Raw genomic sequence first — 22838 nt, 5'->3', positions numbered from 1 at the left:
TCATCTGAATTTGGTCGCGACTGCCCCCGAACTCTCTACGGCGGCTTTGCGTTTTGAGGGCATTATCCCGCACCGAAGGCGCAGGCAATATTATAGGTGATGAAAGCTGCGACATAGGCCAAAACCAACATATAGCCGAAGGCAATAAGCATCATACGCCAGCTGTTAAGCTCACGTCGAATAACGGCAAGTGTAGAGAGGCACTGCGGTGCAAAAACATACCATGCCAGTACAGATAGTGCGGTGGCCAAAGACCAGTCATTTTGCAGGGCGGCCGTAATGCTTTTCAGAGAGTCGCCTTGGCTGGAAATTGCATAAACGGTACTAAGGGCGGAGATCATAACCTCGCGCGCCGCCATGCCGGGGATAAGCGCAACACTGATTTGCCAGTTAAAGCCGATCGGCGCAAGCAGCGGTTCAATCCAGTTGCCGAGTATTGCTGCAAAGGAATAGTTGATGGCGGAATCCGTCGCCCCCTCAGGCGCTGACGGGAAGGTGGAGAGGACCCATATGACCATGGACATTGTGAAAATGATGGTGCCGGCGCGTTTTAGAAAAATCATCGCCCGTGTCCAAAGACCGATAGCCAGGCTGCGTAAATGCGGAGGTTTGTAATCGGGGAGTTGCAACATAAATAACGGTGGATGTGCATGGCGGTCCATAAAAATTTTCATGACAAGGGAAACGGCAAGAGCGCTAAGAATGCCGATGGCATAAAGGCCGAACATCACAAGTCCTTGCAGTTTCAACCCCATGATTGTTTCATTTGGTATGAAAGCGCTGATAATGAGCGTATAAACGGGAATACGTGCCGAACAGGTCATAAGCGGGGCAATCATAATTGTTCTCAGGCGATCGCGTTGGCCGTCAATCACACGTGTGGCCATGATGCCCGGGATGGCGCAGGCAAAGCTTGATAAAAGCGGAATAAAAGCCCGCCCATGCAATCCGACACTTCCCATGATCTTATCCATTAGAAATGCTGCGCGGGGCATATATCCCGTATCTTCCAGCAGCAGGATAAAGAAAAACAGCATAAGAATTTGCGGCAGAAAGACAACAACACCACCGACGCCTGCAATGATGCCGTCTACAATAAAACTTTGCAATTTTCCGTCAGGCGTATGTGCGATAACCAGACCGCTTAAGCCGTCAAACCCGGCGGTGACGAGATCGATAAAAGGCGTCGACCATGCAAAGACGGCCTGAAAGAGCATGAAAAGTACAGCCAGCAAAATCATAATGCCGTAGACGGGATGTAGAAGAATGCGGTCAATATATGCTGTGCGCGTATCCATTTTTCCCGTTCTGCGCAGGCAGAGTGAAAGCAGCCGCTCCGCTTCTTTATTGATGGCGCGCAGAGCTGTGCTATCAGGCTCTTTCCATGTATTGGCAGTGGCTGCAACAGGTGCCGCAGCAAAGTTATCAATGGCGGCGAGAAGTTTGTCTGTTCCGCCTTTACGCACGGCAACGCAAGGAACGACAGCTATGCCAAGCGCGGTCGAAAGCACCTCCGGGTCAATCTCTATACCGCGATGCAGGGCGATATCATGCATATTGAGTGCAAGGATAAGCGGTTTACCGGTTTCCTTTAATTCCAGTACAAGGCGTAATGTGGCGATTAAATGTGTACTATCTGCAACGACGATCAGGAGCTGTGGCGGTGTTTCACTATCGAGGAGACCGAGTACGGCTTTACGTGTGATCTCTTCATCGGGACTGCGCCCCCGCAAGGAGTAGGTGCCGGGTAAATCAGTGATGGAAATCTTTTTTTCTGCAGGGGTCACAAAATGACCGGATCGATGCTCGACCGTGACGCCCGGATAATTGCCGACCTTTTGACGGCTACCGGTCAGTCTGTTGAACAGGGACGTTTTGCCTGAATTCGGCGTGCCAACAAGTGCCGCATAGGTAATATCGTGTTTAACGCTGGGCATGGCTTTATCTCTGCTTATGAGACAAGAATTGCCATGGCTTCACATCGGCGCAGGGCAACGGTGGAGGAGCCTATACGCACGGCGATAGGATCACCGCGAAAGGATCCCTGATGTAATATTTCAACAAGATGTCCTTCGATAAAGCCCATTTCAAGCAGACGGCGCTCCAGCTCAGGCGCGGGGCAGGAAGAGAGAACTTGCGTGGTGTCAATGCTGTGAATATAGCCGCAAAAACCGGGCTGTTCCGCACCCAGTGCCGTTGCATTTGTCGCAACATCACAGGGAAGGACAGCGGGAGTATCCCCGGTCATTTGTAATGATTGTACAGTATTTTCCATGGCTGTTATTGACGTCCTTTGCTTTAAAGTCAAAACGGAGCGCGACTGTCAGGGTTCACTGATAGGCCGTAATATAGGACTAAATTGGTTCCTATTCCATCTTTATTTGCTGATAAAGGATTTTTTTCTGAATGTCGAAATTGTCGGGTTTCTGCTGACGTCCCGGTTACGAGTGATTTTCGGATATAATGAAACGTACCTCGAATGGTATCAAATCTTTATCTGAACCAGCTCCTATAAAAAATACCCAGCTATGTATAGCATTACCGTAGCTATAACTGGACTCCTTTATAGGGGCTGGGTCAGTTCTCTGTTAGGGTTGGGGGATCCACGATTCAGGAATGAGGGCGAAAGTCATAAATGCACCACCAAGGAGTACCAATAACCAATCCCATCCGTGAAGTCCGAGCGGTTTTTCATCACCTCCTGTTTTTGCATTGATATCCGCCATGGCTTTGTTTGCAGAGACTAAAAAGAACACTGAACCATATGACAGCCACCAATAAGGATCCGGCAACTTGTAAAGCGCGGTCACAAACACGTAGCCGATACCATGCCATTTCAACTTCGGAGAGATATGCAGGTTTGTATATGCCGCAGATTTATAGACACGATCAAAACAGCTGAATGCAAATAACGGTGAAAACAAGGCGCGTGCCCACGGCGTTATATTCGCATATTCCCGGCGCTTGATTTCTACCCAGTTCTTATAAAACCAGTAAATATCGTATAGGCCAGACGTTAGAGTCGATAAAACAATCAGTTTGACAGTTGAAACAGCATAATAATATGTCACCTTATTTAGAGGGTGAGCGTCGGCTGCTTCAACCGCTGTTACTGTAGGTTCTGTCGCCTCCTTTGCTTGTTCTGCGGCCGACTTGGATTGTTTCGCGAGATAATCAGGTGCGATTGTGGGGTCTTTGCTGTCAGAATTCATAAAATCCTCTTTGCGAATGTTCTTCACCCGCTATCATAAAAGTGTAGGTGAAAGGTAAATTGTGTCGACTCTGGTGACGGTGTTGTCAGGCTCAAGCCATGTTGTACAAAAACCAGCCATATTATCTAATTATCGAAAACGTGCTGCAAAATCATTGAGAAATCGCAGATCAATAAGTTTTCTCGGTTTGGGCGGTTCTTCACCTGTTTCCAGTCTGTCGTCTTTTTGCACAGCTTTTGCCAATGCTTTTTTGACGGCCTCTGATTGGGAAATGGGTAGAACAAGTTTATCTTGTTCCTCGCCTGTCCAGGGGCGGTACAAGGTCAGATTGGGGATGACAATTTCTTCCCGTTTAAAGACGTGTAATCCGCTGTCATTGACGCGTGACGTCCACTGGAATGATGTGGTTTCTTTGGGGGAGTTTGTGATGGCGGCGCATTCATTCCAGAAAGCGTCCATATGATCTTTTCCGGGGACATCTTCAATTGTTTCAACGCTGCGGAAGGCGCGCCAGAACAGATTGCGCAATGGTTGGTGCAGTTGATAGGCGCGCTGGAACAGGTTGGCATCCTGAGCATCTTTGAAAACGTCTTTGAGAACATAGGACATGATCTGTCCTTTGTCTTTGGTGCGTTTGTCGAGCTCTTTTATTCTTTCCGAACGTTTTTGCCGTAACGCCGCAGTGGAAAAGTTAAATCTGTTATCCGAGTCCAGCAACATGGGAACAGCGACTTCGACACCGTTATCGTCCAATATGCGGATAATGCCCATATTATGGGTGACGAGGTCGCTGGCGGTTTGTCCGGTTTCACGAAAGAAATCCTCAACATCCCCGACAATAGCGGGGCGTGGCGTTTTTTGAAAAAAATCTTCATAGAGTTCAATGCCGGGATATATTGCGACAGTAAAGGGGATCTCGGCTGTATGGCTTTGATTGTCGGATTTGATGGTGAGTGTTTTATCCTCGACCCATCCCAAAGGCTGAACAATTGCAGGATTCATTAAATCTTCGATATCTGTGGGGCCAATGCGTATGACAACGCCATGGCTGTCTAAAAACAACATATCATGGTGTGTGCCGCGATATATTTGCCCCGGTTCCGGATCCGGCAGTCCCATTTGCTTTAAAATTGCGCGCGTCCGCGCCGCATAGGGTTCATCATTCATGTAATCTATCGAACGCATATCACGGCGGATATCTTGCCCCTGCTTACGGTCTGTTTTGCACCAGCCATATTTGAAATTGGTTTCTGCCGTATTGTCTGCCATTTGGAACATGTTCTTTCATGTAATATAAAGACTTACCGCTATATATTACATAAAAAAATATAACAAAATATTAAAGTTATGGCGCGATGAGATTGGCTGAAATACGCTGTTTACAGAGCGCTCCAAGTCAGATCAGCGTTACCCGGAATTACACCGTGTTTCGCGCGTTGTTTGATTTCACCGGCAACGCCTTTTTGCTTGTTTTGCATGACGACAATCCTTTATATTGCTGATTATAATGGCAAACAAAACCTGTCCATAGCATGGGAGTACAAGACAAAATGGGAAAACGGCTGTCGAAAATTGTTACGCGCACCGGTGATGACGGCACAACGGGTCTGACCGGCGGTGGTCGTATCCCCAAAAATGCCGCACGCATGCAGGCAATCGGCACAGTGGATGAATTAAACGCTTTTGTCGGTCTTTTTATCGCCTATCTGGACGGGCATGAGGATTTACAAAAAATATTCTTACGTATTCAGCATGATTTGTTTGATCTGGGTGGGGAGTTGTCCATGCCCGGCTACACCATGATCAAGGCAGAACATTGGGAAAAACTGGAAGAGCATATTTCACATTTGAACGAAACGCTGGCACCGCTTGAAAACTTTATTTTGCCGGGCGGGTCAAAATTGCTGGCTTATTGCCATATTGTGCGCACGGTATCGCGCCGTGCCGAGCGTTATATCGTCGCGCTGGGAGCGGAAGAAGACGTCAATGCCGATGCGCGCATTTATCTTAACCGCCTATCTGATCTTGCCTTTGTGACGGCGCGGTATCTTGCCCATGCACATGGCGAAACCGAAATTTTGTGGCAGCCTGCCGCTGTCACCAAAAAGGAAAACGGCTAACCGCCAACCCAACAGATGGCCCCTAACCAAACAGATGGAATGACAATGAGCAAAACAAAAACACAGAACAAACCTGCCCCTGCCGTTGACACAACACCTGTGCGTTTTGTCACCTCTGCCGCGCTGTTTGACGGCCATGATGCCGCCATTAATATTATGCGCCGCATCCTGCAATCGTCAGGTGCGGAGGTTATTCATCTGGCGCATAATCGTTCCGCGTTGGAAGTTGTTGAATCCGCCATTCAGGAAGATGTGCAAGGCATTGCCGTCAGCTCTTATCAGGGCGGGCATGTTGAATATTTCAAATATATGATCGATCTTTTGAAAGAGCGCGGCGCCGAGCATATTCGTGTTTTCGGCGGCGGTGGCGGCGTCATTATTCCTGATGAGATTAAAGATATGGAGGCCTATGGCGTTGCGCGGTTATATTCGCCGCAAATGGGGCAGAAAATGGGTCTGCAAGGCATGATCGATGATATGATGACGCTTGCGAAAGGTGCGTTTGAGACGCCGCCGGCTTTTGATCTTGATGCTGTTGCTACGGGGGATCGCTGCGCCGTTGCGCAGGCTGTCAGTGCCGTTGAACGCGGCCTTGTCGACGGCAAAGACCTTGATGTTTTAAAAGAAAAAGCCGCGTTTTCCAAAACGCCGACATTGGGTATTACCGGCACGGGCGGTGCGGGTAAATCATCCCTGACCGATGAGTTGATCCGCCGTTTTCGTCTGGACAGCGGCGATCATATCAAAATTGCCATTCTGGCCATTGACCCCAGCCGCCGCAAAACCGGCGGCGCATTGCTAGGCGACCGCATCCGTATGAATGCGATTTATCACGAGAATATTTATATGCGCTCGCTCGCCACCCGCGCGACGCAGGGCGAGGTGCCGGATTGCTTGCCAAATGTTATGGATTTGATGAAACTGGCCGGATTCGATCTGGTAATTGTCGAAACCCCCGGTATCGGTCAGGGCGATGCCGGTATTGTGCCCTTTGTCGATACGGCGATGTATGTGATGACCCCGGAATTCGGAGCCGCCAGCCAGCTTGAAAAAATCGACATGCTCGACTTTGCTGATATTGTGGTGATCAACAAATTTGACCGCAAGGGCAGCGATGATGCGTTACGGGATGTGTCAAAACAACTGCAACGCAACCGTGAAGCTTTTGACCGCATGCCGTCAGATATGCCGGTCTTCGGTTCTATTGCCTCTCATTTCAATGATGATGGTGTCACCGCAGCCTATCAATATTTGCTGGGTGTCTTGCGCGAAAAAGGTCTGAAAGACTATGACAGTAAATTGCCTGTTGTGACGACAAAAGTTTCAACGGAAAAAAGCACCATCGTACCGGCTGATCGCACGCGCTATCTGGCGGAGATTGCGGACACGCTCCGCAATTATCACGAATATGCCGCGGAGCAAAGCCGTCTTGCCGCTGAACATGAACATTTAACGGCAACGCAAAAGATGCTGGGTGACAGCGCAGCAGATGACGCGTTGAAAAATCTGATCGATCAGCGCTGGGATGCGCTTGGACAAAACGCCAAACAGCTTTTACAAGACTGGCCCAAGGTCAGAGAGCAATATACGCAAGACAAGATAACGGTTGAAATTCCCGGTAAGGACGATATTACGACCATCATCAAACGTCCCAGCCTGTCCGGTACGATGGTGCCGAAAATATCGCTGCCGCGCTATACCGGCCAAGGTGATCTCTTAAAATGGCTGCTGACGGAAAACCTGCCGGGCAACTTCCCGTTTACGGCGGGTGTGTTCCCGTTCAAACGTGAAGGCGAGGACCCTGCACGTATGTTTGCCGGTGAGGGGGATGCCTTCCGTACCAATAAAAGATTCAAAAAACTGTCAATGCATTCCGAGGCAAAACGCCTTTCCACCGCATTTGACAGTGTGACACTCTACGGATTTGATCCTGCGACACGGCCTGATATTTACGGGAAAATCGGTAATTCCGGCGTATCTATCGCCACGCTGGATGATATGAAGGAGCTCTATGACGGTTTTGACCTGTGCAGCCCGAAAACATCCGTCTCTATGACCATCAACGGGCCTGCGCCAACGATTCTGGCGTTTTTCCTGAATACGGTGATCGACCAGCAAGTCGATAAATTCGAAAAAGATAATAACCGCAAACCCACTGATAAGGAATACGCGGCATTGAAGGCCGGCGCTCTCAACAGCGTGCGCGGCACGGTGCAGGCCGATATTCTTAAAGAAGATCAAGGGCAGAACACCTGTATATTCTCGACGGAATTCAGTCTGCGCATGATGGGGGATATTCAACAATATTTCATTGATCACAATGTGCAGAATTTCTATTCCGTTTCAATTTCCGGCTATCACATTGCCGAAGCCGGAGCGAACCCGATTTCTCAACTTGCCTTCACATTGGCCAATGCTTTCACCTATGTCGAGACCTATCTGGCACGCGGTATGGATATTGATGATTTCGCGCCGAATTTATCCTTTTTCTTTTCCAACGGCATGGATCCGGAATATTCGGTTATGGGGCGCGTGGCGCGCCGCATTTGGGCGGTGGCAATGCGCGAAAAATACAATGCGAACAAGCGCAGCCAGCGTTTAAAATATCATATTCAAACATCGGGACGCTCCTTGCACGCGCAGGAAATGGCTTTTAACGATATTCGCACGACCTTGCAGGCATTGCTGGCGATCAATGATAATTGTAACAGTCTGCATACCAACGCCTATGATGAGGCGATCACGACACCAACCGATGAATCGGTACGCCGTGCTTTGGCTATTCAGCTGATTATCAATCAGGAATACGGGCTGGCCAAAAATGAAAACCCGCTGCAAGGCGCATTTATCATTGAAGAACTGACCGATTTGGTCGAAGAGGCCGTCTTGCGTGAATTTGAGCGCATTTCCGAACGCGGCGGCGTTTTGGGCGCAATGGAAACAGGGTATCAGCGCGGCAAGATTCAGGAAGAATCATTGCTGTATGAACATAAAAAACATGACGGCAGTCTGCCGATTATCGGTGTGAATACCTTTTTGCCGGAGAAGCCGGAAGAGAGTTTCGAGATTGAGCTTGCCCGCTCCACCACTGCGGAAAAAGAAAGCCAGATCAAACGCGTGGAAGCCTTTAAAAAGAAACATGCCGCCCATTCCGAAGCCGCACTTGAAAACTTGAAAAAGACATTGATGGGCGGGGGGAACGGTTTTGAAGCTCTGATGGATGCTGTGCGTGTTTGCTCGCTGGGGCAGATTACCGATATGCTGTTCCATGTCGGGGGGCAGTACCGGCGCAATATGTAGCACGGCGGCTTATTCAAAAAAGCGTGTAAAGGCGTCGACCTCCAGCCGCGGTGTGCGATAGGAATTGATGACGGCCTCTTTGTCTTCATAACCCAGAGCCATACCGCAAATCAGCACTTCATCTCCGTAACCAAGCTCTGCGCGGACGATATCCGGATATTCTCCAAGCGAGGCTTGCGGGCATGTTGCCAGCCCTTCTTCCACAGCCATCAGCATAACGGATTGCAAAAACATACCCATATCCACAAAGGAGCCTTTTTCCAAGACAGGATCCATAAAAAAGAACAGCACAGAGGGTGCTTCAAAGGCACGGTAATTGGCCAGCCATTGTTCTTTTTGCCGCTCTTTGTCCTCGCGCGTGATGCTCAGCGTTTGGTAAAGCTGCAGTCCGCATTCTTTCCGGCGGGTTTTGTACGGTTCTGTCCAGTCTTGCGGATAATAATGATAATCCATCTGCGGCGGCTGACCGGACTGAAATGCCGCCACAATTTTATCAGATAAAGCGCGGCGTTTTTCCCCTGAGACAACAGCCACTTTCCAGGGTTGCGTATTGGTGCCGGAAGGCGCATGGCGTGCGGATTTTAAAATTTTTTCAATGACGGCGCGCGGTACAGCTTTATCCAAAAAGGCACGTGTTGATTTCCGCGCTTCTAGCGTTTTTGCAATACTCATCGGCAGAGGTCCTTTTGCTGGTCTGATTTCGCGCAAAAGCGGAAAGGGGGTGTATATATTGCGCTCGGCGGAAATATATCATATATTCTTGGTAATTTCCAATCGTGCGAGATTATAAGTGAGCCATAAATATTACTCCTTAAAATCCGCCGCTGTATCACACAGCATGCACCCCATTAATAAAACAGACTATTCTGGAAGAAAACGGTTATGACGGTAAAAAAATCGATGAAGATGGTAAAAAAACCTAAAGCGTCAGCGAAAAAATCCGTACGGCATAACAAATTATATGTGCCTGAACCAAAAGCCCGCCCGGGGGAGGCACCGGATTTTTCAAATATGGTCATTCCGGATGCCGGAACATTACCGCGCCCGGCAGTGGATACCCACCATGACGAGATTGCCCATTATGCCGATGATATGATCCGCGTGCTGGACGATAACGGCAAAGCCGTTGGCGAATGGGATCCGAAGCTTAGCCCCGCGCTGCTTTTGGAGGGGCTGTCCCACATGGTTCTGACCCGTGAATTTGATGACCGCATGCAAAACACGCAACGTGTCGGAAAAATCTCGTTCTATATGCGCAGCCGCGGTGAAGAAGCCGTTTCTGTCGCCCATAGCATGGCTTTGGGAGAGGATGATATGTCTTTCCCGACATACCGCCAACAAGGGATTCTAATCTCTCGCGGCTATGATCTGGAAAAAATGATGTGCCAGCTGTTCGGTAATAAAAAAGACCCTGTCAAAGGTCGCCAACTGCCGGTGATGTATTCCTCTAACGAAAAAGGTAAAGGTTATTTCACCATTTCCGGAAATCTGGCCACACAATATATTCAGGCGGTCGGCTGGGCCATGGCGGAAGCCTATAAAGGCACGGATAATCTTGCCACCGCCTTTGTCGGTGACGGTGCCACAGCTGAAAATGATGTCCATGCCGCCATGGTTTTCGCTGCAGTCTATAAAGCGCCTGTCATTTTAAATATCGTTAATAACCAATGGGCCATTTCTTCCTTTCAGGGGATTGCCGGCGGCGAGACGGCAACATTTGCACGCCGCGGTCGCGGTTACGGCCTGCCGAGCCTGCGGATTGACGGCAATGATTTTCTGGCTGTCTATGCCGCATCCAAATGGGCGGCAGACCGTGCGCGTGCCGGACTTGGCGCAACGGTTATCGAACATGTGACCTACCGTGCAGGCGCACATTCCACCAGTGACGATCCCAGCAAATACCGTCCGGATTCTGAGGCCGAAAAATGGCCGCTCGGTGATCCGGTGGAACGTTTAAAACAGCATTTGATCGGCCTTGGAAAATGGTCTGAAAAAGAACATGAGGAACTGGTGAAAGACAAAAAAGCCTATGTCAGTAAAACTTATAAAACTGCGGAAAGTTACGGTTTCGGTAAAAATCACGGCTTGAACGTCGCTGATATGTTCACAGATGTGTATGAAGATATGCCGCTACATCTTTTACGCCAAAGACAAGAACTGGGAGTTTGATATGCCGGTAATGAATATGGTTGAAGCCATTAACTCAGCACATCACGTTCTTATGGAGCGGGATCCTAAAGTGGTTGTGTTCGGGCAGGATGTCGGATATTTCGGCGGCGTTTTTAATGCCACGCAAAATCTGCAAAAAAAATTCGGGAAAGAACGCTGTTTTGACGCCCCGATTTCAGAATCCGGTATCGTCGGCGCAGCCATCGGCATGGCGGCCAATGATTTGCGCCCGGTTGTGGAAATTCAATTTGCGGATTACATCTATCCGGCCTATGACCAAATTGTCTCGGAAGCCGCACGTTTGCGCTTTCGTTCCGCCGGTATGTTCACCTGTCCGATGACAATTCGTACGCCCTATGGCGGCGGCGTCAAAGGCGGGCAGACGCATAGTCAAAGTCCGGAGGCTGTTTTTACCCATGTTTCCGGCTTGCAAGTTGTTGTGCCGTCCACCCCTTATGATGCAAAAGGGTTGTTGATTTCCGCAGTTGAAAAGAATGACCCCGTCATATTTTTAGAGCCCAAACGCATTTACAACGGCCCGTTTAACGGTGACCCGAACGCGGCGGGCATTGGTTGGGACAGCCATCCGGGCGGAGATGTGCCCGAAGATTATTACAGCATTCCCCTTGGGAAGGCCGCTATTGTTCGCGAAGGCAGTGATGTCACTATTCTTGTTTACGGCACAATGGTGCATGTTGCCCAAGCCGCTGTTGAACAAGCCGGGCTTGATGCGGAAATTATTGATCTCCGTACTTTGTTGCCGCTGGATATTGATACCATCAATCAATCTGTGCAGAAAACGGGGCGCTGTGTCATCGTGCATGAAGCCACCCTGACCAGCGGTTATGGCGCAGAGCTTGCCGCCATGGTGCAAAAAGAATGTTTTTGGCATCTGAAAGCGCCGATCGAGAGAATTACCGGCTGGGATGTGCCGTATCCGCTGTCCTTTGAATGGGATTATTTCCCGACCAAACAGCGCGTGGCCGACTCTCTGAAAAACATGATGCAAGGGGGATAGTATGGGAAAATATGTTTTTATTCTGCCGGATCTTGGTGAAGGTATTGTATCGACGGAGATTGCCGAAGTGCAGGCCAATGTCGGCGACATTATTCAGGAAGATGACCAGCTGATGAATGTTCTGACGGATAAGGCCGTTATGGAGCTGCCGAGCCCGGTCACGGGAAAGGTTGTCTATCTGGCCGGTAAAAAAGGTGATGTTGTTGCCGTGGGGACACCGATTGCTGTTTTTGAAGTTGAGGATTCATTGGCGAATATCCCTGATGACCAGTCATTGGAGGATATCTTGAGAAAAGATACCGCCAACAGCGATACGCCCCAAGAGGGCGCGCCGAAAGTGCAGCCGGAGGCGGCACCGAAAAAAGAGGTGAAGACCAAAACCCCGCAAATGCAACAGGCGGTGGCTCAGCCTGTCTCTGAAAGTGTTTCTGCCCCGCCGGAGGTTGATAATACGGTTCTGACCTCACCTTATTTGCGCCGCATTGCCTATGAACAAGGTGTGGATTTAACGCAGATCAAAGGCACAGGCCCGTCCGGACGCATCACGCAGGAGGATTATGACCGTTTTGCCGCCGCAGGAGCGCCGCGCAGCAGTCGCGGGCAAAAGAAAAACGGCGTAAAGGAAATCCCTGTGATCGGTATGCGCCGCATCATTGCCCGGCGCATGCAGGAAAGCAAACAGAATATTCCGCATATTACCTATGTGGAGGAAGTGGATGTCACGGGGATTGAAGACCTGCGCCACAGTATGAACAATACGCGTGAAGAGGGCCAGCCCCGCCTGACGATTTTGCCGTTCTTAATGCTGGCGCTGGTCAAGGCCTGCGCAAAATATCCGAAATGCAATTCAACATTCGACGATGCAGCGGAAATTGTCTACCAGCACAATCCTGTCCATATCGGTATTGCGGCCATGACGGCGCAGGGGTTGATGGTTCCTGTTGTCAAACATAGTGAGGCTCTGGATATCTGGGGTGTTGCCGCAGAAATGCAGCGCCTGTCCGAAGCCGCAAAATCCGGCACCGCCGCGCGGGACGAACTCATCGGTTCCACCATCACAATCACCAGTCTGGGGCCGCTGGGCGGTTTGATTTCAACGCCGATTATTAATGCCCCCGAAGTTGCGATTGTCGGCGTCAACAAAATCGTGGAACGCCCGATGGTCGTGGACGGCAATATTGCCGTGCGTAAAATGATGAATTTGTCTTCCTCTTTCGACCACCGTATCATCGATGGTTATGATGCGGCGGAATTTGTAAATTACATCAAGCTTTTGCTTGAAAATCCGGCGATGATCTTTGTGTAGGGAAAAATAATGTCAGAAAACATCAAATGCAGCGTTCTTGTCATTGGTGCGGGACCCGGCGGTTATGTTGCCGCCATTCGTGCAGGACAGCTTGGTCTGGATACGGTGATTGTCGAGGGAGACCGTTGCGGCGGCACTTGCCTGATCCGCGGCTGTATTCCGTCCAAGGCGCTCATCCATGCAGCAACGCGTTTTGAGGAAATAGGGCGTCATACCGGCGAGGCTCATCTGGGGATCAGCGTCAAATCCGCGCCAAAACTTGACCTTGCCAAAACCGTCGCATGGAAAGAGGGTATTGTAGACCAACTCAATACAGGTGTTGAAGCTCTGCTGAAAAAAGCGAAAGTGCGCCGGATCATGGGCTGGGCACATTTCCAGAACGGCAAAACCTGCACTGTTGAAACCAAGGAGGGCGCTGTCACCATCACGGCCGAACATGTGATATTGGCTAATGGCTCCACACCGGTTGAACTGCCCTTTATGCCATTTGGCGGTGATGTGCTTTCATCAACCGAGGCACTGTCACTCACAAAGCTACCGGAAAATCTTGTCGTCATCGGCGGCGGTTATATCGGTATGGAAATCGGCATCGCTTATCGCAAAATGGGGGTTAATGTCGCTTTTGTTGAGGCTATGGATCGTATCTTGTCCTCCTATGATGAGGAGCTGACCCGCCCTGTCGCGGCATGGTTGCGCGCACATGATGTTGCGGTCCATCTGAATTGCAAAGCCGCCGGATTGAAAGGCGACGGCAAAAAACAGGCGGTCGAATATACTGATGCGGACGGCAAAAAACAAAAATTACCTGCGGATAAAGTACTGGTGACGGTCGGCCGCAAACCGAATACCGAGGGCTGGGGGCTGGAAAATATGGCGGTCGATATGGACGGCGCCTTTATCAAAGTGGATGAACAATGCCGCACTTCGATGAAAAATGTCTGGGCCATTGGCGATGTCACGGGCGAGCCGATGCTGGCGCATCGCGCCTCTGCACAGGGGGAAATGGTCGCTGAAATTATCGCGGGCAAAAAACGCCGTTTTGTACCGCGTGCCATTGCTGCGGTTTGCTTTACCGAACCCGAGATCATCGGTGTTGGCCTATCCCCTGCAGAGGCGAAAGAAAAAGGCATTGAGGTCATCACCGGAAAATTCCCGCTTGCCGCAAACGGACGCGCTCTTTCGACTGAGGCCGACAAATCAGGCGGTTTTATTCGCGTGACTGCACGCAAAGACGATCATGTGATTATCGGTATTCACGGTGTCGGGCCGCATATCTCGGAAATGTCGGGAGAATTTGCACTCGCGCTGGAAATGAACACGGTTCTGGAAGATATCGAAGGTACAATCCATGTCCATCCGACGATGAGTGAATCTTTCCATGAGGCCGTGTTGCAAACACTGGGTCATGCCATTCATATTTAATGCAATCCGGTGACACACTGAAAATCCACGGCATAAGGCCCTGCACTCTAGAGCAGGGCTCAAAATACCTGCTTTTTGCGCATTATTATGGCATGTGTTATAATGGAACTATATGCATACGAAAAACAGGATTTGAAATGTTTATTATAACAGGCACTGTACGTGTACATAATTTCGCTCAAGATCGGCGGCAAGCCCGTCGATAGTTTTCCCATGACATTATTTTGAGTTGCTCCGATAAGAATCTTATCGCAGGTGATGGTTTATATCATCCGGACCGGACAAATATCAGCGCCGAAGAGGCAACGGAAGAAAGGGAAAAGAAAAAAACTGTAATCATCACATAGGGCGTAGAAAATATATTATTTAGAATAAAATACAGGAGAATTTAAACATGACACATGAAAAAGCCGCATTTTCTATTCACGCGGAAACAAAAGAAAAAGCTTTTGAGGTTTTTGAAAAGCTGGGGATTTCTCCGGATGAGGCTGTTGACATTTTTCTGACAGAGGTCTCTTTCCGTCAGGGCATGCCATTTAAAACATCCATTCGTAAACCGCGGGACCATAATGCCGTTCTGAAGCAAACACGGCGCATAGTCGAAAATGTTATGGATGAAGATGTCAGACGTAGCGAAATTGTTAAAGATGCTTTACATGACGTCGCTCCGAACCCCGAGGCGACTGAGGAGGAAATAAAAACAATCGAAAAAGAAGAGCTTAGAACAGATGAGAAAGTTGTGGAGCTTGAAGATATTACAGCACAGCAGCTTGAGCTTTTAGAGAAGGCGGAGGAAAAAGCCGTTGAGCTGAACACAGAGATCGAAAGAGACCAGATATTGGCGGAAGAACTTTTAGAGCGCCGTATTAAAGAGTTGGCTGAGCTGAGGCAACATATCGATTTTTATATTCAAATGATCATGTCGGAAATTCGGTTGCAAAAAAGCGGAGATTACTGGGAACTGTTCCAGGAGTGTAAAGATTTGCTGGAAGATGCAGAGCGTACGCTTAATAGAACCAGCAGTGTTGATGAATATTTTTGGGCAGAACAAGTGCATAACATTAAAGAAACATTATCGAGCGCAACGGATAAATTTCATGAGGTCGCGAGAGATTCAAACATAAAAGTTCCTGAGAAGCCGCAGGGCTTGCAGGAGTAAATATCTGTGTTGCCGCTTTGTAATGATAGCGCCGCTTGATATTTCCTATGGCGGCAGCGGGCATTTTCATATAGAATAATGTTCATGTCTGAACAGCCACGAAAAACCATTATTGCCGTTGACGGCCCTGCTGCGAGCGGTAAAGGTACGTTTGCCAAGGCACTGGCAAAGCGCCTCGACTATGCGTATCTCGATACCGGCGCGATATACCGCGCCATTGCGCATGAAGTGCTGGAGCGCGGTGGTGATCCGACGAATATCGAAGATGTCAGGCCGGTTCTGGAGACAATCAAATATCCTCTGCCGGATACGGTGTTGAAAAATCCTGATCTGCGTACGCCGCGGGTCGAGGAGGCGACACCGCATATTGGCGCGATGCAGGAAGCGCAGGCCGCCGTTCGCAGTTATCAGGAAGACTTTGTCAAAAACCCGCCAAACAAAGCCGCCGGCGCGGTGCTGGACGGACGCGATGTCGGAACATCCGTGTTCCCGCATGCTGATGTCAAATTTTACGTCACTGCGACGCCGGAAGAACGCGCGAAGCGCCGCTATCAGCAGCAGAAGGATGACAATCCCGGTCTGACGCGCGAGATGGTGCTGAAAGATATTACCTTGCGTGATGCGCGTGATATGAACCGTCAATTCTCGCCGCTGCGCCCTGCCGATGATGCGCATATTCTTGACACGACCGAAGACTCGCCTGCCGAGACGCTGGAAAAAGGCCTTGCCGCCGTAAAAGCCAAGCTCGCGCCGCCGCGTTTCAAAAACGGTACCGGAAAATTCCGTTTCGGACGTTAGGGTGCTGTTGTTGAGGGTGAGCGGGGCTGTAAAGAAGTTGTTGCACGTTTTTGCAGGGCGGACCAATCTGCTGCAACGTCCTTATGATATTTGACATTCTGTGTCAGCGGCGGGATCACATCTTTACCGCGGGCGAGGGTTAAGGCATCGCGCTCCGGTGTGATGGTCTTGAGCAGGTCTTCCTCAAGAAAAGCCGCATCATGCATCATCTGATATACGGCGTATCCGGCATGGCTTAAAATTTTCAAGCCCTGTTGTTTGTCCTGCGCGGGTAAATGGTTAACAAGCGCAAACAGCGCATCTGTTTTTAGCTGTTTCGGGCTGTGGACATTGATGTCGCAACATTTTGTTGTTTGTGACGGCGGGTTATTCAGAACAGTTTGAAAACGGCTGCGGTGCTCTTCCGTACCGGTGCGCAGGTCATTCAGGCGGTCCAGGAAATCCTGTTGTAAATAGGCAAGGGAGCTGCCCTCCATTGCGTCAATCGTGCTGTGATGAAAATTGCACAGCCCTTGTACCGTATTGCCCCATGTATTGATATGGGCGCTGACAATATCTTCAAAACCGCGCAGCCCCGCTTTTTCAACATGGGCAGAAAAAATCTGGAAATTGCTTTTTTGTACTGTCTCGCCAGTCATGCTTTTCCTTTTTCATTTCTTTATATATTACCGCCTATTTGTTAACATAAAAATAACATTGCCGCGTTTAGAGGCGGGGATCGGTGATCCTGTCGGTATGGGTGAATGTTATAAATCTCTTTTCCCGCAGCAGTGCAACCAGTGTCAGATTAGCGGCATCGGCGAGTGTGACAGCCAGACTTGTCGGTGCGGAGATGGCTGCCAATATCGGCGCACCAAAGAAAACGGCCTTTTGAACCATTTCAGAACTGCAGCGGCTGGTCAGCAGGACAAAGCCGTTTTGCGGAGATATGCCTGCGGCAAGAGAGGCGCCGATCAGTTTATCAAGTGCGTTATGACGCCCGACATCTTCGCGCACCAGCATGATATTTCCGTCCACATCAACGAAGGCGGCAGCGTGAACCGCGCCGGTGATCTTTTTTTCCGGCTGGTGCTGCATTAAGTCATCATAAGCTTTGTAGATGGCATCCGCGGAAATATTCACTGTACTCTCAATGGCAGGCGGCATGCAGAGGGCTTCTTCCAGATTTTCAATACCGCAAAGGCTGCAGGATGTTGATCCGGTTAAATTACGCTTGCGGCGCAAGACACCCATAAAGTTTTCCTCCGGGATTTTCATGGTCAGCAGCAGCCCGTTTTCTGCTTCCCGTATATCAATAGATTCGATATCTTCGGCTTTGTTGATGATGCCTTCGCTGAGGCTGAAACCCCGCGCAAAATCTTCCAGATCTTGCGGCGTGCACATCATGACTGCATGGGAAACATCATTATAGATAAAGGCAACCGGCACTTCGGAGGCGATGGCTTTTTCGATCTCCTGTTCAAGCTGTGCTTCCCGGCTGCTGGCTTTGACCGTGACATGTCCTGTGCGCGGATGGATCATAATCTATTCCGCATCGGCTGCCAGACGCGGCTCATCCCGGTGGGATTGGTGCACTTTTTTCTGCCAGTCGGACAGTTCATTGGTTAGGCGGATTTCAACGGCGACAACTTTATATTCCGGGCATTCGGTCGCCCAGTCGGATTGTTTGGTGGTGACGACATTGGTGCCACTTTCGGCGAAATGGAAGCTGGTATAAACAACGCCGGGCTGGACACGCTGCGAGATTTTTGCGCGCAGGCTGACCGTGCCGCTGCGGCTTTGAATGGCCACCAGATCACCATCGGAAATACCGCGCTGTTCGGCATCATGCTCATGGATTTCCAGTAAATCCTCACTGCACCAGACATTATTGGCGGTACGGCGTGTCTGGGTACCGACATTGTATTGTGTCAGGATGCGGCCTGTCGTCAGGATCAACGGGAATTTTTTGCTGGTTTTTTCTTCGGTCGGTACAAATTCCGTCGTGACAAAGCGCCCCGGATTGCGGACGATTTTGTCGATATGCATCACGGGTGTGCCGTTCGGATTTTCTTCATTGCACGGCCATTGCACGCTGCCGAGCCTGTCCAGCTTTTCATAGCTGACGCCGGAAAAAGCAGGCGTCGTGCGGGCAATTTCATCCATGACTTCCGAAGGGTGATTATAATCCATGTCATAGCCCATGGCTTTGGACAAAGCGACCGTACCCTGCCAGTCTGCCAAACCGCCGAGCGGCTCCTTGATTTTGCGGATACGGTTTATGCGCCGTTCGGCATTAATAAAGGTACCGTCTTTTTCAAGGAAGGATGAACCCGGCAGAAAGACATGTGCATATTTCGATGTTTCATTCAGAAAAATGTCATGGATGACGACACAGTCCATCGCCTCCAGTCCGGCGGCGATGTGTTGGCTGTTCGGGTCGGATTGGACGATGTCCTCACCCTGAATGTAAATCCCTTTAAATGTTCCGGCGCAGGCTGCATCAATCATATTCGGGATACGCAGTCCCGGCTCATCATCAAGGGGAACGCCCCATTCTTTTTCAAAAATCTTCCGTGTTGCCTCATCCGTCACGGAGCGGTAACCGGGGAACTGATGGGGAAAGCCGCCGACATCACAGGCACCCTGTACGTTATTCTGACCGCGCAAGGGGTTCACGCCGACACCTTCGCGCCCCAGATTGCCTGTCGCCATTGCCAGATTAGCAAGCCCGATGACAGCGGTGGAGCCTTGTGAGTGTTCGGTAATGCCGAGACCATAGTAAATGGCGGCATTTCCGGATTTGGCATAGAGGCGCGCGGCGTTTCTGATGTCATCGGCGGGAACGCCGGTTATTTTTTCCATTGCCTCGGGCGAATGTTTTTCCTCTGAAATGAAGTCCTTCCAGATTTCAAATTCTTCACAACGTGTTTTGATAAAATCCTCATCGACCAGATTTTCCGTCACGATCACATGTGCCAGCGCATTCAGCATGGCGACATTTGTACCGGGGCGCAGCGGCAGATGAAAAGCGGCCTTGATATGCGGAGAGTCGACAAGTGCCAGTTTGCGCGGGTCGATAACGATAATCTGCGCGCCTTCACGCAGACGCTTTTTTAGGCGCGAGGCAAAGACCGGATGGGCATCGGTCGGGTTGGCACCGATCAACAGAACGACATCGGCGGCGGCAACGGAAGCAAAATTCTGCGTTCCGGCGGAGGTGCCGAGCGTTTCACGCAAACCGTAACCGGTCGGCGCATGGCAAACACGGGCGCAGTTGTCGATATTGTTGTTGCCGAAACCGGCGCGGACAAGTTTTTGCACAAGAAAAGTTTCCTCCGCCGTACAGCGGGAGGAGGTAATACCGCCGATGGCTTTAACGCCGTATTCCTTTTGGATGCGTTTAAAGGCACGTGCCGTATAGTCCAGCGCTTCTTCCCAGCTGACTTCACGCCACGGATCGGTAATTTTTTCACGGAGCATCGGGCTTGTGATACGGTCCGGATGCGTGGCATAACCCCAGGCAAAACGGCCTTTAACACAGGCATGGCCTTCATTGGCATGGCCGTCTTTATAAGGTGTCATGCGTACGAGCTGGTCGCCCTTGATCTCGGCCTTCAGGGAGCAGCCGACACCGCAATAGGCGCAGGTCGTAATGACGGAATGTTCGCCGATACCGTGTTCGATGGTGGTTTTTTCCATCAGCGTGGCTGTGGGGCAGGCATCAACACAAGCGCCGCAAGAAACGCATTCGGACGCCAGAAAATCATCATGCTGGCTGGCGGAAATAACGGAGTCAAAGCCGCGCCCTTCAACAGTCAAAGCATGTGTTCCCTGAATTTCTTCGCAGGCGCGGACACAGCGGGAACAGACAATACATTTACTTGGGTCAAAAGTGAAATAGGGGTTGCTTTCATCCTTTTGCGCGGACAGATGGTTTTTTCCCTCATCGCCATAGCGCTGGTCACGTAATCCGACAACGCCCGCCATATCCTGCAATTCGCAATCACCATTGGCGGCGCAGGTCAGGCAGTCCAGCGGATGGTCGGAGATATAAAGCTCCATCGTATTGCGGCGCAGTTTTGCCAGTTTTTCGCTTTGGGTCTTGATTTTCATGCCGTCGGTGACGGTCGTATGGCATGATCCGGGATAGCCTTTGCGACCTTCGATTTCGACAACACATAAGCGGCAGGAGCCGAAAGCCTCCAGTGAGTCCGTGGCGCAAAGCTTGGGAATGTTGATGCCGATTTCCGCCGCTGCCCGCATGACGGATGTGCCTTCCGGCACGGTGACATGATGCCCGTCAATTTCCAGCGTGATATCTGCTGCCGTTTTGCGGGCAGGGGTACCGAAATCTTTTTCTTTCAATATCGCCATGGTTACGCCGCCTTTTTGCCGGGTTTTAGACCAAAAGCTTCGGGGAAGTATTTCAGAGCGCTTAAGACCGGTGCCGGTGTCAGCCCGCCCATTGCGCAGAGCGAGCTTTCGGTCATCACTTCGCAAAGATCTTCCAGAAGTTCCAGATTTTTGGCGCGCTCCGTATTGGCGATGATTTTATCAATGACCTCCACACCGCGGGTGGAGCCGATACGGCAGGGCGTACATTTTCCGCAGGATTCAATAGAACAGAATTCCATGGCATAGCGCGCCTGTTGCGCCATATCGACGCTGTCATCAAAAACCACGACGCCGCCATGGCCCAGCATCGCCCCTTGCGCGGCAAAATCCTCATAGGTCATCGGCAGATCGAACTGGCTTTCATGCAGATAAGCCCCCAGTGGCCCGCCGCATTGCACTGTTTTCAATGGTTTTCCGGTTGCCGTGCCACCACCGATATCATAAAGAAGCTCTTTCAGCGACAGGCCGAAATCAATTTCATACAGGCCGGGATATTTGACATTGCCACAAAGCTGGATGGTCAATGTGCCTTTTGATTTCCCTGCGCCGTGATTTTTGTAAGCCTCCGCACCCTGCGTCAGAATAAAGGGAATGCTTGCCAGTGTAATGACATTATTTAGTGCCGTCGGCTTGCCGAACAATCCTTTGACAGCAGGCAGAGGCGGGCGGTAACGGATCATGCCGCGTTTGCCTTCCAGCGATTCCAGAAGCGCCGTTTCCTCGCCGCATATATAAGCACCTGCGCCTATACGAATTTCGAGTTCGAAGTCTTTCCCCAGATACCCGGCAGCATAGGCTTTATCAATCGCCTTTTGCAGGATTTTTTGGGTGTTGGGATATTCGGAGCGCAGGTAAATATAGCCCTGCGTGGCTTCAACGGCGCGTCCGGCAATCATCATGCCTTCGATCAGGCAATAGGGATCACCTTCCATCAACATGCGGTCTGCGAACGTACCGCTGTCGCCTTCATCGGCGTTGCAGACGATATATTTCTGCTCTGACTTTGTATCCAAGACGGTTTGCCATTTAATCCCTGTGGGGAAGGCCGCGCCGCCGCGTCCGCGCAAGCCGGATTGTTTGACGGCATCAATGATTTTCTGCGGCGATAATGCGCGCGCTTTTTCCAGCGCGTCAAATTTGTAATCATCAATATTCAGCGCATCAATCAGCCCGCAGCGCGCAAAAGTCAGGCGGCTCTGGCATTTAAAGGCATCAAGTTCTTCTATTGGCCCCAGATATAAAGGATGGGATCTGGCATTTTCGGGGAATCCGGCCTCAAACAGGGCAGGGATATCGGCGGCGGTGACGGGACCGTAAGCAACGCGGGTATCGTTTATTTCCACTTCGATCAGGGGTTCCAGCCAGTAAAGCCCGCGGCTGCCGTTACGGATAATTTCAAAAGCGGGATTTTTTGCCTGAATGGCGGTCAACACATCCTCTGCGCCAAGGGAAAGGGATGAGGTGTCATGCGGAATATAAATTTTCATGACAGCAGCTCCTTCAGTTTTTCAGGCGTAACGCGGCCATAGGTTTTGCCATCAATCATCACGGCGGGGGCGCAGGCGCAATTGCCAAGGCAATAGACAGGCTCTAGCGTAATATGACTGTTCTTTGCATGTTCTTCCAGTTCATGACAGCCCATGGATTGACACGCTTCGGCACGGCAGATTTTTACAACATTTGCGGCGGGCGGAGCGTCACGGAAATCATGGTAAAAAGAAATCACACCGTGAATATCGGCGCGGGAAAGGTTTAATGCCTGTGCAATTTCCGGGACGAAATCTGCATTGATATATCCGAAACGTGCCTGCAAGTCATGGAGAACGGGAAGTAAAGCGCCGGGGAGGGAGGATTTTTCCTGCAGGATTTTCTGCGCCGCTTCATGATCCCAGTGTGCTGCTTTCATGCCCATAACGCCCATTCCTTTAAAAACAGTCTTGTTGAATTCACTTTGTGT

The 22838-nt window shown here is 50.4% G+C and carries 18 protein-coding genes; 8 read left to right on the top strand and 10 right to left on the bottom strand.

Translation table 11 applies throughout. The annotated features are described in order from the left end of the window. Positions 1–62 precede the first annotated feature (62 nt). The 4 genes from HND56_08350 to HND56_08335 all read right to left on the bottom strand — a co-directional run bounded on the left by HND56_08350 (position 63) and on the right by HND56_08335 (position 4481). Positions 63–1937 (bottom strand): ferrous iron transporter B, encoded by a 1875-nt coding sequence (locus tag HND56_08350; GenBank protein ID QKK05696.1) that lies wholly within the window; start codon positions 1935–1937, stop codon positions 63–65. Positions 1938–1951: 14 nt separating this feature from the next. Further along, entirely contained in the window at positions 1952–2248 is a 297-nt protein-coding gene (locus HND56_08345) for a ferrous iron transport protein A (GenBank protein QKK06601.1), read from the bottom strand. 340 nt (positions 2249–2588) lie between these two features. Further along, positions 2589–3212, bottom strand: a complete 624-nt coding sequence (locus HND56_08340) for a hypothetical protein (protein QKK05695.1) — start codon at positions 3210–3212, stop codon at positions 2589–2591. 129 nt (positions 3213–3341) lie between these two features. Further along, a complete protein-coding gene (locus HND56_08335; protein QKK05694.1) occupies positions 3342–4481 on the bottom strand; it encodes a hypothetical protein in 1140 nt (379 codons plus the stop codon). 281 nt (positions 4482–4762) lie between these two features. On the opposite strand from HND56_08335, the gene HND56_08330 reads away from it, so the two are divergent. Both HND56_08330 and HND56_08325 read left to right on the top strand, forming a co-directional pair. Continuing rightward, a complete protein-coding gene (locus HND56_08330) occupies positions 4763–5332 on the top strand; it encodes a cob(I)yrinic acid a,c-diamide adenosyltransferase (GenBank protein ID QKK05693.1) in 570 nt (189 codons plus the stop codon). Between the two features lie 15 nt (positions 5333–5347). Next, positions 5348–8632 carry a methylmalonyl-CoA mutase family protein gene (locus tag HND56_08325; GenBank protein ID QKK05692.1) on the top strand — a complete coding sequence of 1095 codons (3285 nt, stop codon included), beginning with the start codon at positions 5348–5350 and terminating at the stop codon, positions 8630–8632. Positions 8633–8641: 9 nt separating this feature from the next. On the opposite strand, the gene HND56_08320 is transcribed toward HND56_08325, so the two are convergent. Beyond that, entirely contained in the window at positions 8642–9304 is a 663-nt protein-coding gene (locus tag HND56_08320; protein QKK05691.1) for a nitroreductase, read from the bottom strand. 234 nt (positions 9305–9538) lie between these two features. Between HND56_08320 and HND56_08315 the strand changes: the two genes are divergently transcribed. From HND56_08315 to HND56_08290, 6 genes are all read left to right on the top strand, one after another. Then, positions 9539–10801 carry a 3-methyl-2-oxobutanoate dehydrogenase (2-methylpropanoyl-transferring) subunit alpha gene (locus HND56_08315; protein ID QKK06600.1) on the top strand — a complete coding sequence of 421 codons (1263 nt, stop codon included), beginning with the start codon at positions 9539–9541 and terminating at the stop codon, positions 10799–10801. A 1-nt stretch (position 10802) separates the two neighbouring features. Further along, positions 10803–11819: an alpha-ketoacid dehydrogenase subunit beta gene (locus tag HND56_08310; GenBank protein QKK05690.1), complete on the top strand. Its 1017-nt coding sequence runs from the start codon at positions 10803–10805 to the stop codon at positions 11817–11819. Between the two features lies 1 nt (position 11820). After that, positions 11821–13125 (top strand): 2-oxo acid dehydrogenase subunit E2, encoded by a 1305-nt coding sequence (locus tag HND56_08305; GenBank protein QKK05689.1) that lies wholly within the window; start codon positions 11821–11823, stop codon positions 13123–13125. 9 nt (positions 13126–13134) lie between these two features. Next, positions 13135–14547 carry a dihydrolipoyl dehydrogenase gene (gene lpdA, locus HND56_08300; GenBank protein QKK05688.1) on the top strand — a complete coding sequence of 471 codons (1413 nt, stop codon included), beginning with the start codon at positions 13135–13137 and terminating at the stop codon, positions 14545–14547. A 394-nt stretch (positions 14548–14941) separates the two neighbouring features. After that, positions 14942–15706, top strand: coding sequence for a hypothetical protein (locus HND56_08295; GenBank protein ID QKK05687.1), 765 nt, complete (start codon positions 14942–14944; stop codon positions 15704–15706). Positions 15707–15790: 84 nt separating this feature from the next. Next, positions 15791–16504: a (d)CMP kinase gene (locus HND56_08290; GenBank protein ID QKK05686.1), complete on the top strand. Its 714-nt coding sequence runs from the start codon at positions 15791–15793 to the stop codon at positions 16502–16504. On the opposite strand, the gene HND56_08285 is transcribed toward HND56_08290, so the two are convergent. The 5 genes from HND56_08285 to HND56_08265 form a co-directional block, all read right to left on the bottom strand. Next, positions 16501–17142: a hypothetical protein gene (locus HND56_08285; GenBank protein ID QKK05685.1), complete on the bottom strand. Its 642-nt coding sequence runs from the start codon at positions 17140–17142 to the stop codon at positions 16501–16503. The two genes, HND56_08290 and HND56_08285, sit on opposite strands and share 4 nt — an antisense overlap. A 67-nt stretch (positions 17143–17209) precedes the next feature. Then, positions 17210–18025, bottom strand: a complete 816-nt coding sequence (gene fdhD, locus HND56_08280) for a formate dehydrogenase accessory sulfurtransferase FdhD (GenBank protein QKK05684.1) — start codon at positions 18023–18025, stop codon at positions 17210–17212. A 3-nt stretch (positions 18026–18028) separates the two neighbouring features. Beyond that, on the bottom strand, positions 18029–20860 hold the full coding sequence (gene fdhF, locus HND56_08275; GenBank protein QKK05683.1) for a formate dehydrogenase subunit alpha: 2832 nt from the start codon (positions 20858–20860) through the stop codon (positions 18029–18031). Between the two features lie 2 nt (positions 20861–20862). After that, on the bottom strand, positions 20863–22368 hold the full coding sequence (locus HND56_08270) for a formate dehydrogenase (GenBank protein ID QKK05682.1): 1506 nt from the start codon (positions 22366–22368) through the stop codon (positions 20863–20865). Beyond that, positions 22365–22787, bottom strand: a complete 423-nt coding sequence (locus HND56_08265; GenBank protein QKK06599.1) for a formate dehydrogenase — start codon at positions 22785–22787, stop codon at positions 22365–22367. Before HND56_08265 ends, HND56_08270 begins: the two co-directional genes overlap by 4 nt. Between the last annotated feature and the right edge of the window lie 51 nt (positions 22788–22838).

It is taken from the genome of Pseudomonadota bacterium (genome assembly GCA_013285465.1).
Taxonomy (GTDB): Bacteria; Pseudomonadota; Alphaproteobacteria; order Micavibrionales; family CSBR16-224; genus CSBR16-224.
This window is presented reverse-complemented; position numbering and strand designations above follow the sequence as displayed.

What these genes read in the sequence shown, in the direction of transcription:
- HND56_08350 (QKK05696.1), bottom strand. Translation starts at nt 1,937, where the DNA reads ATGCCCAGCGTTAAACACGATATTACCTATGCGGCACTTGTTGGCACG.
- HND56_08345 (QKK06601.1), bottom strand. Translation starts at nt 2,248, where the DNA reads ATGACCGGGGATACTCCCGCTGTCCTTCCCTGTGATGTTGCGACAAAT.
- HND56_08340 (QKK05695.1), bottom strand. Translation starts at nt 3,212, where the DNA reads ATGAATTCTGACAGCAAAGACCCCACAATCGCACCTGATTATCTCGCG.
- HND56_08335 (QKK05694.1), bottom strand. Translation starts at nt 4,481, where the DNA reads ATGGCAGACAATACGGCAGAAACCAATTTCAAATATGGCTGGTGCAAA.
- HND56_08330 (QKK05693.1), top strand. Translation starts at nt 4,763, where the DNA reads ATGGGAAAACGGCTGTCGAAAATTGTTACGCGCACCGGTGATGACGGC.
- HND56_08325 (QKK05692.1), top strand. Translation starts at nt 5,348, where the DNA reads ATGGCCCCTAACCAAACAGATGGAATGACAATGAGCAAAACAAAAACA.
- HND56_08320 (QKK05691.1), bottom strand. Translation starts at nt 9,304, where the DNA reads ATGAGTATTGCAAAAACGCTAGAAGCGCGGAAATCAACACGTGCCTTT.
- HND56_08315 (QKK06600.1), top strand. Translation starts at nt 9,539, where the DNA reads ATGGTAAAAAAACCTAAAGCGTCAGCGAAAAAATCCGTACGGCATAAC.
- HND56_08310 (QKK05690.1), top strand. Translation starts at nt 10,803, where the DNA reads ATGCCGGTAATGAATATGGTTGAAGCCATTAACTCAGCACATCACGTT.
- HND56_08305 (QKK05689.1), top strand. Translation starts at nt 11,821, where the DNA reads ATGGGAAAATATGTTTTTATTCTGCCGGATCTTGGTGAAGGTATTGTA.
- lpdA (QKK05688.1), top strand. Translation starts at nt 13,135, where the DNA reads ATGTCAGAAAACATCAAATGCAGCGTTCTTGTCATTGGTGCGGGACCC.
- HND56_08295 (QKK05687.1), top strand. Translation starts at nt 14,942, where the DNA reads ATGACACATGAAAAAGCCGCATTTTCTATTCACGCGGAAACAAAAGAA.
- HND56_08290 (QKK05686.1), top strand. Translation starts at nt 15,791, where the DNA reads ATGTCTGAACAGCCACGAAAAACCATTATTGCCGTTGACGGCCCTGCT.
- HND56_08285 (QKK05685.1), bottom strand. Translation starts at nt 17,142, where the DNA reads ATGACTGGCGAGACAGTACAAAAAAGCAATTTCCAGATTTTTTCTGCC.
- fdhD (QKK05684.1), bottom strand. Translation starts at nt 18,025, where the DNA reads ATGATCCATCCGCGCACAGGACATGTCACGGTCAAAGCCAGCAGCCGG.
- fdhF (QKK05683.1), bottom strand. Translation starts at nt 20,860, where the DNA reads ATGGCGATATTGAAAGAAAAAGATTTCGGTACCCCTGCCCGCAAAACG.
- HND56_08270 (QKK05682.1), bottom strand. Translation starts at nt 22,368, where the DNA reads ATGAAAATTTATATTCCGCATGACACCTCATCCCTTTCCCTTGGCGCA.
- HND56_08265 (QKK06599.1), bottom strand. Translation starts at nt 22,787, where the DNA reads ATGAAAGCAGCACACTGGGATCATGAAGCGGCGCAGAAAATCCTGCAG.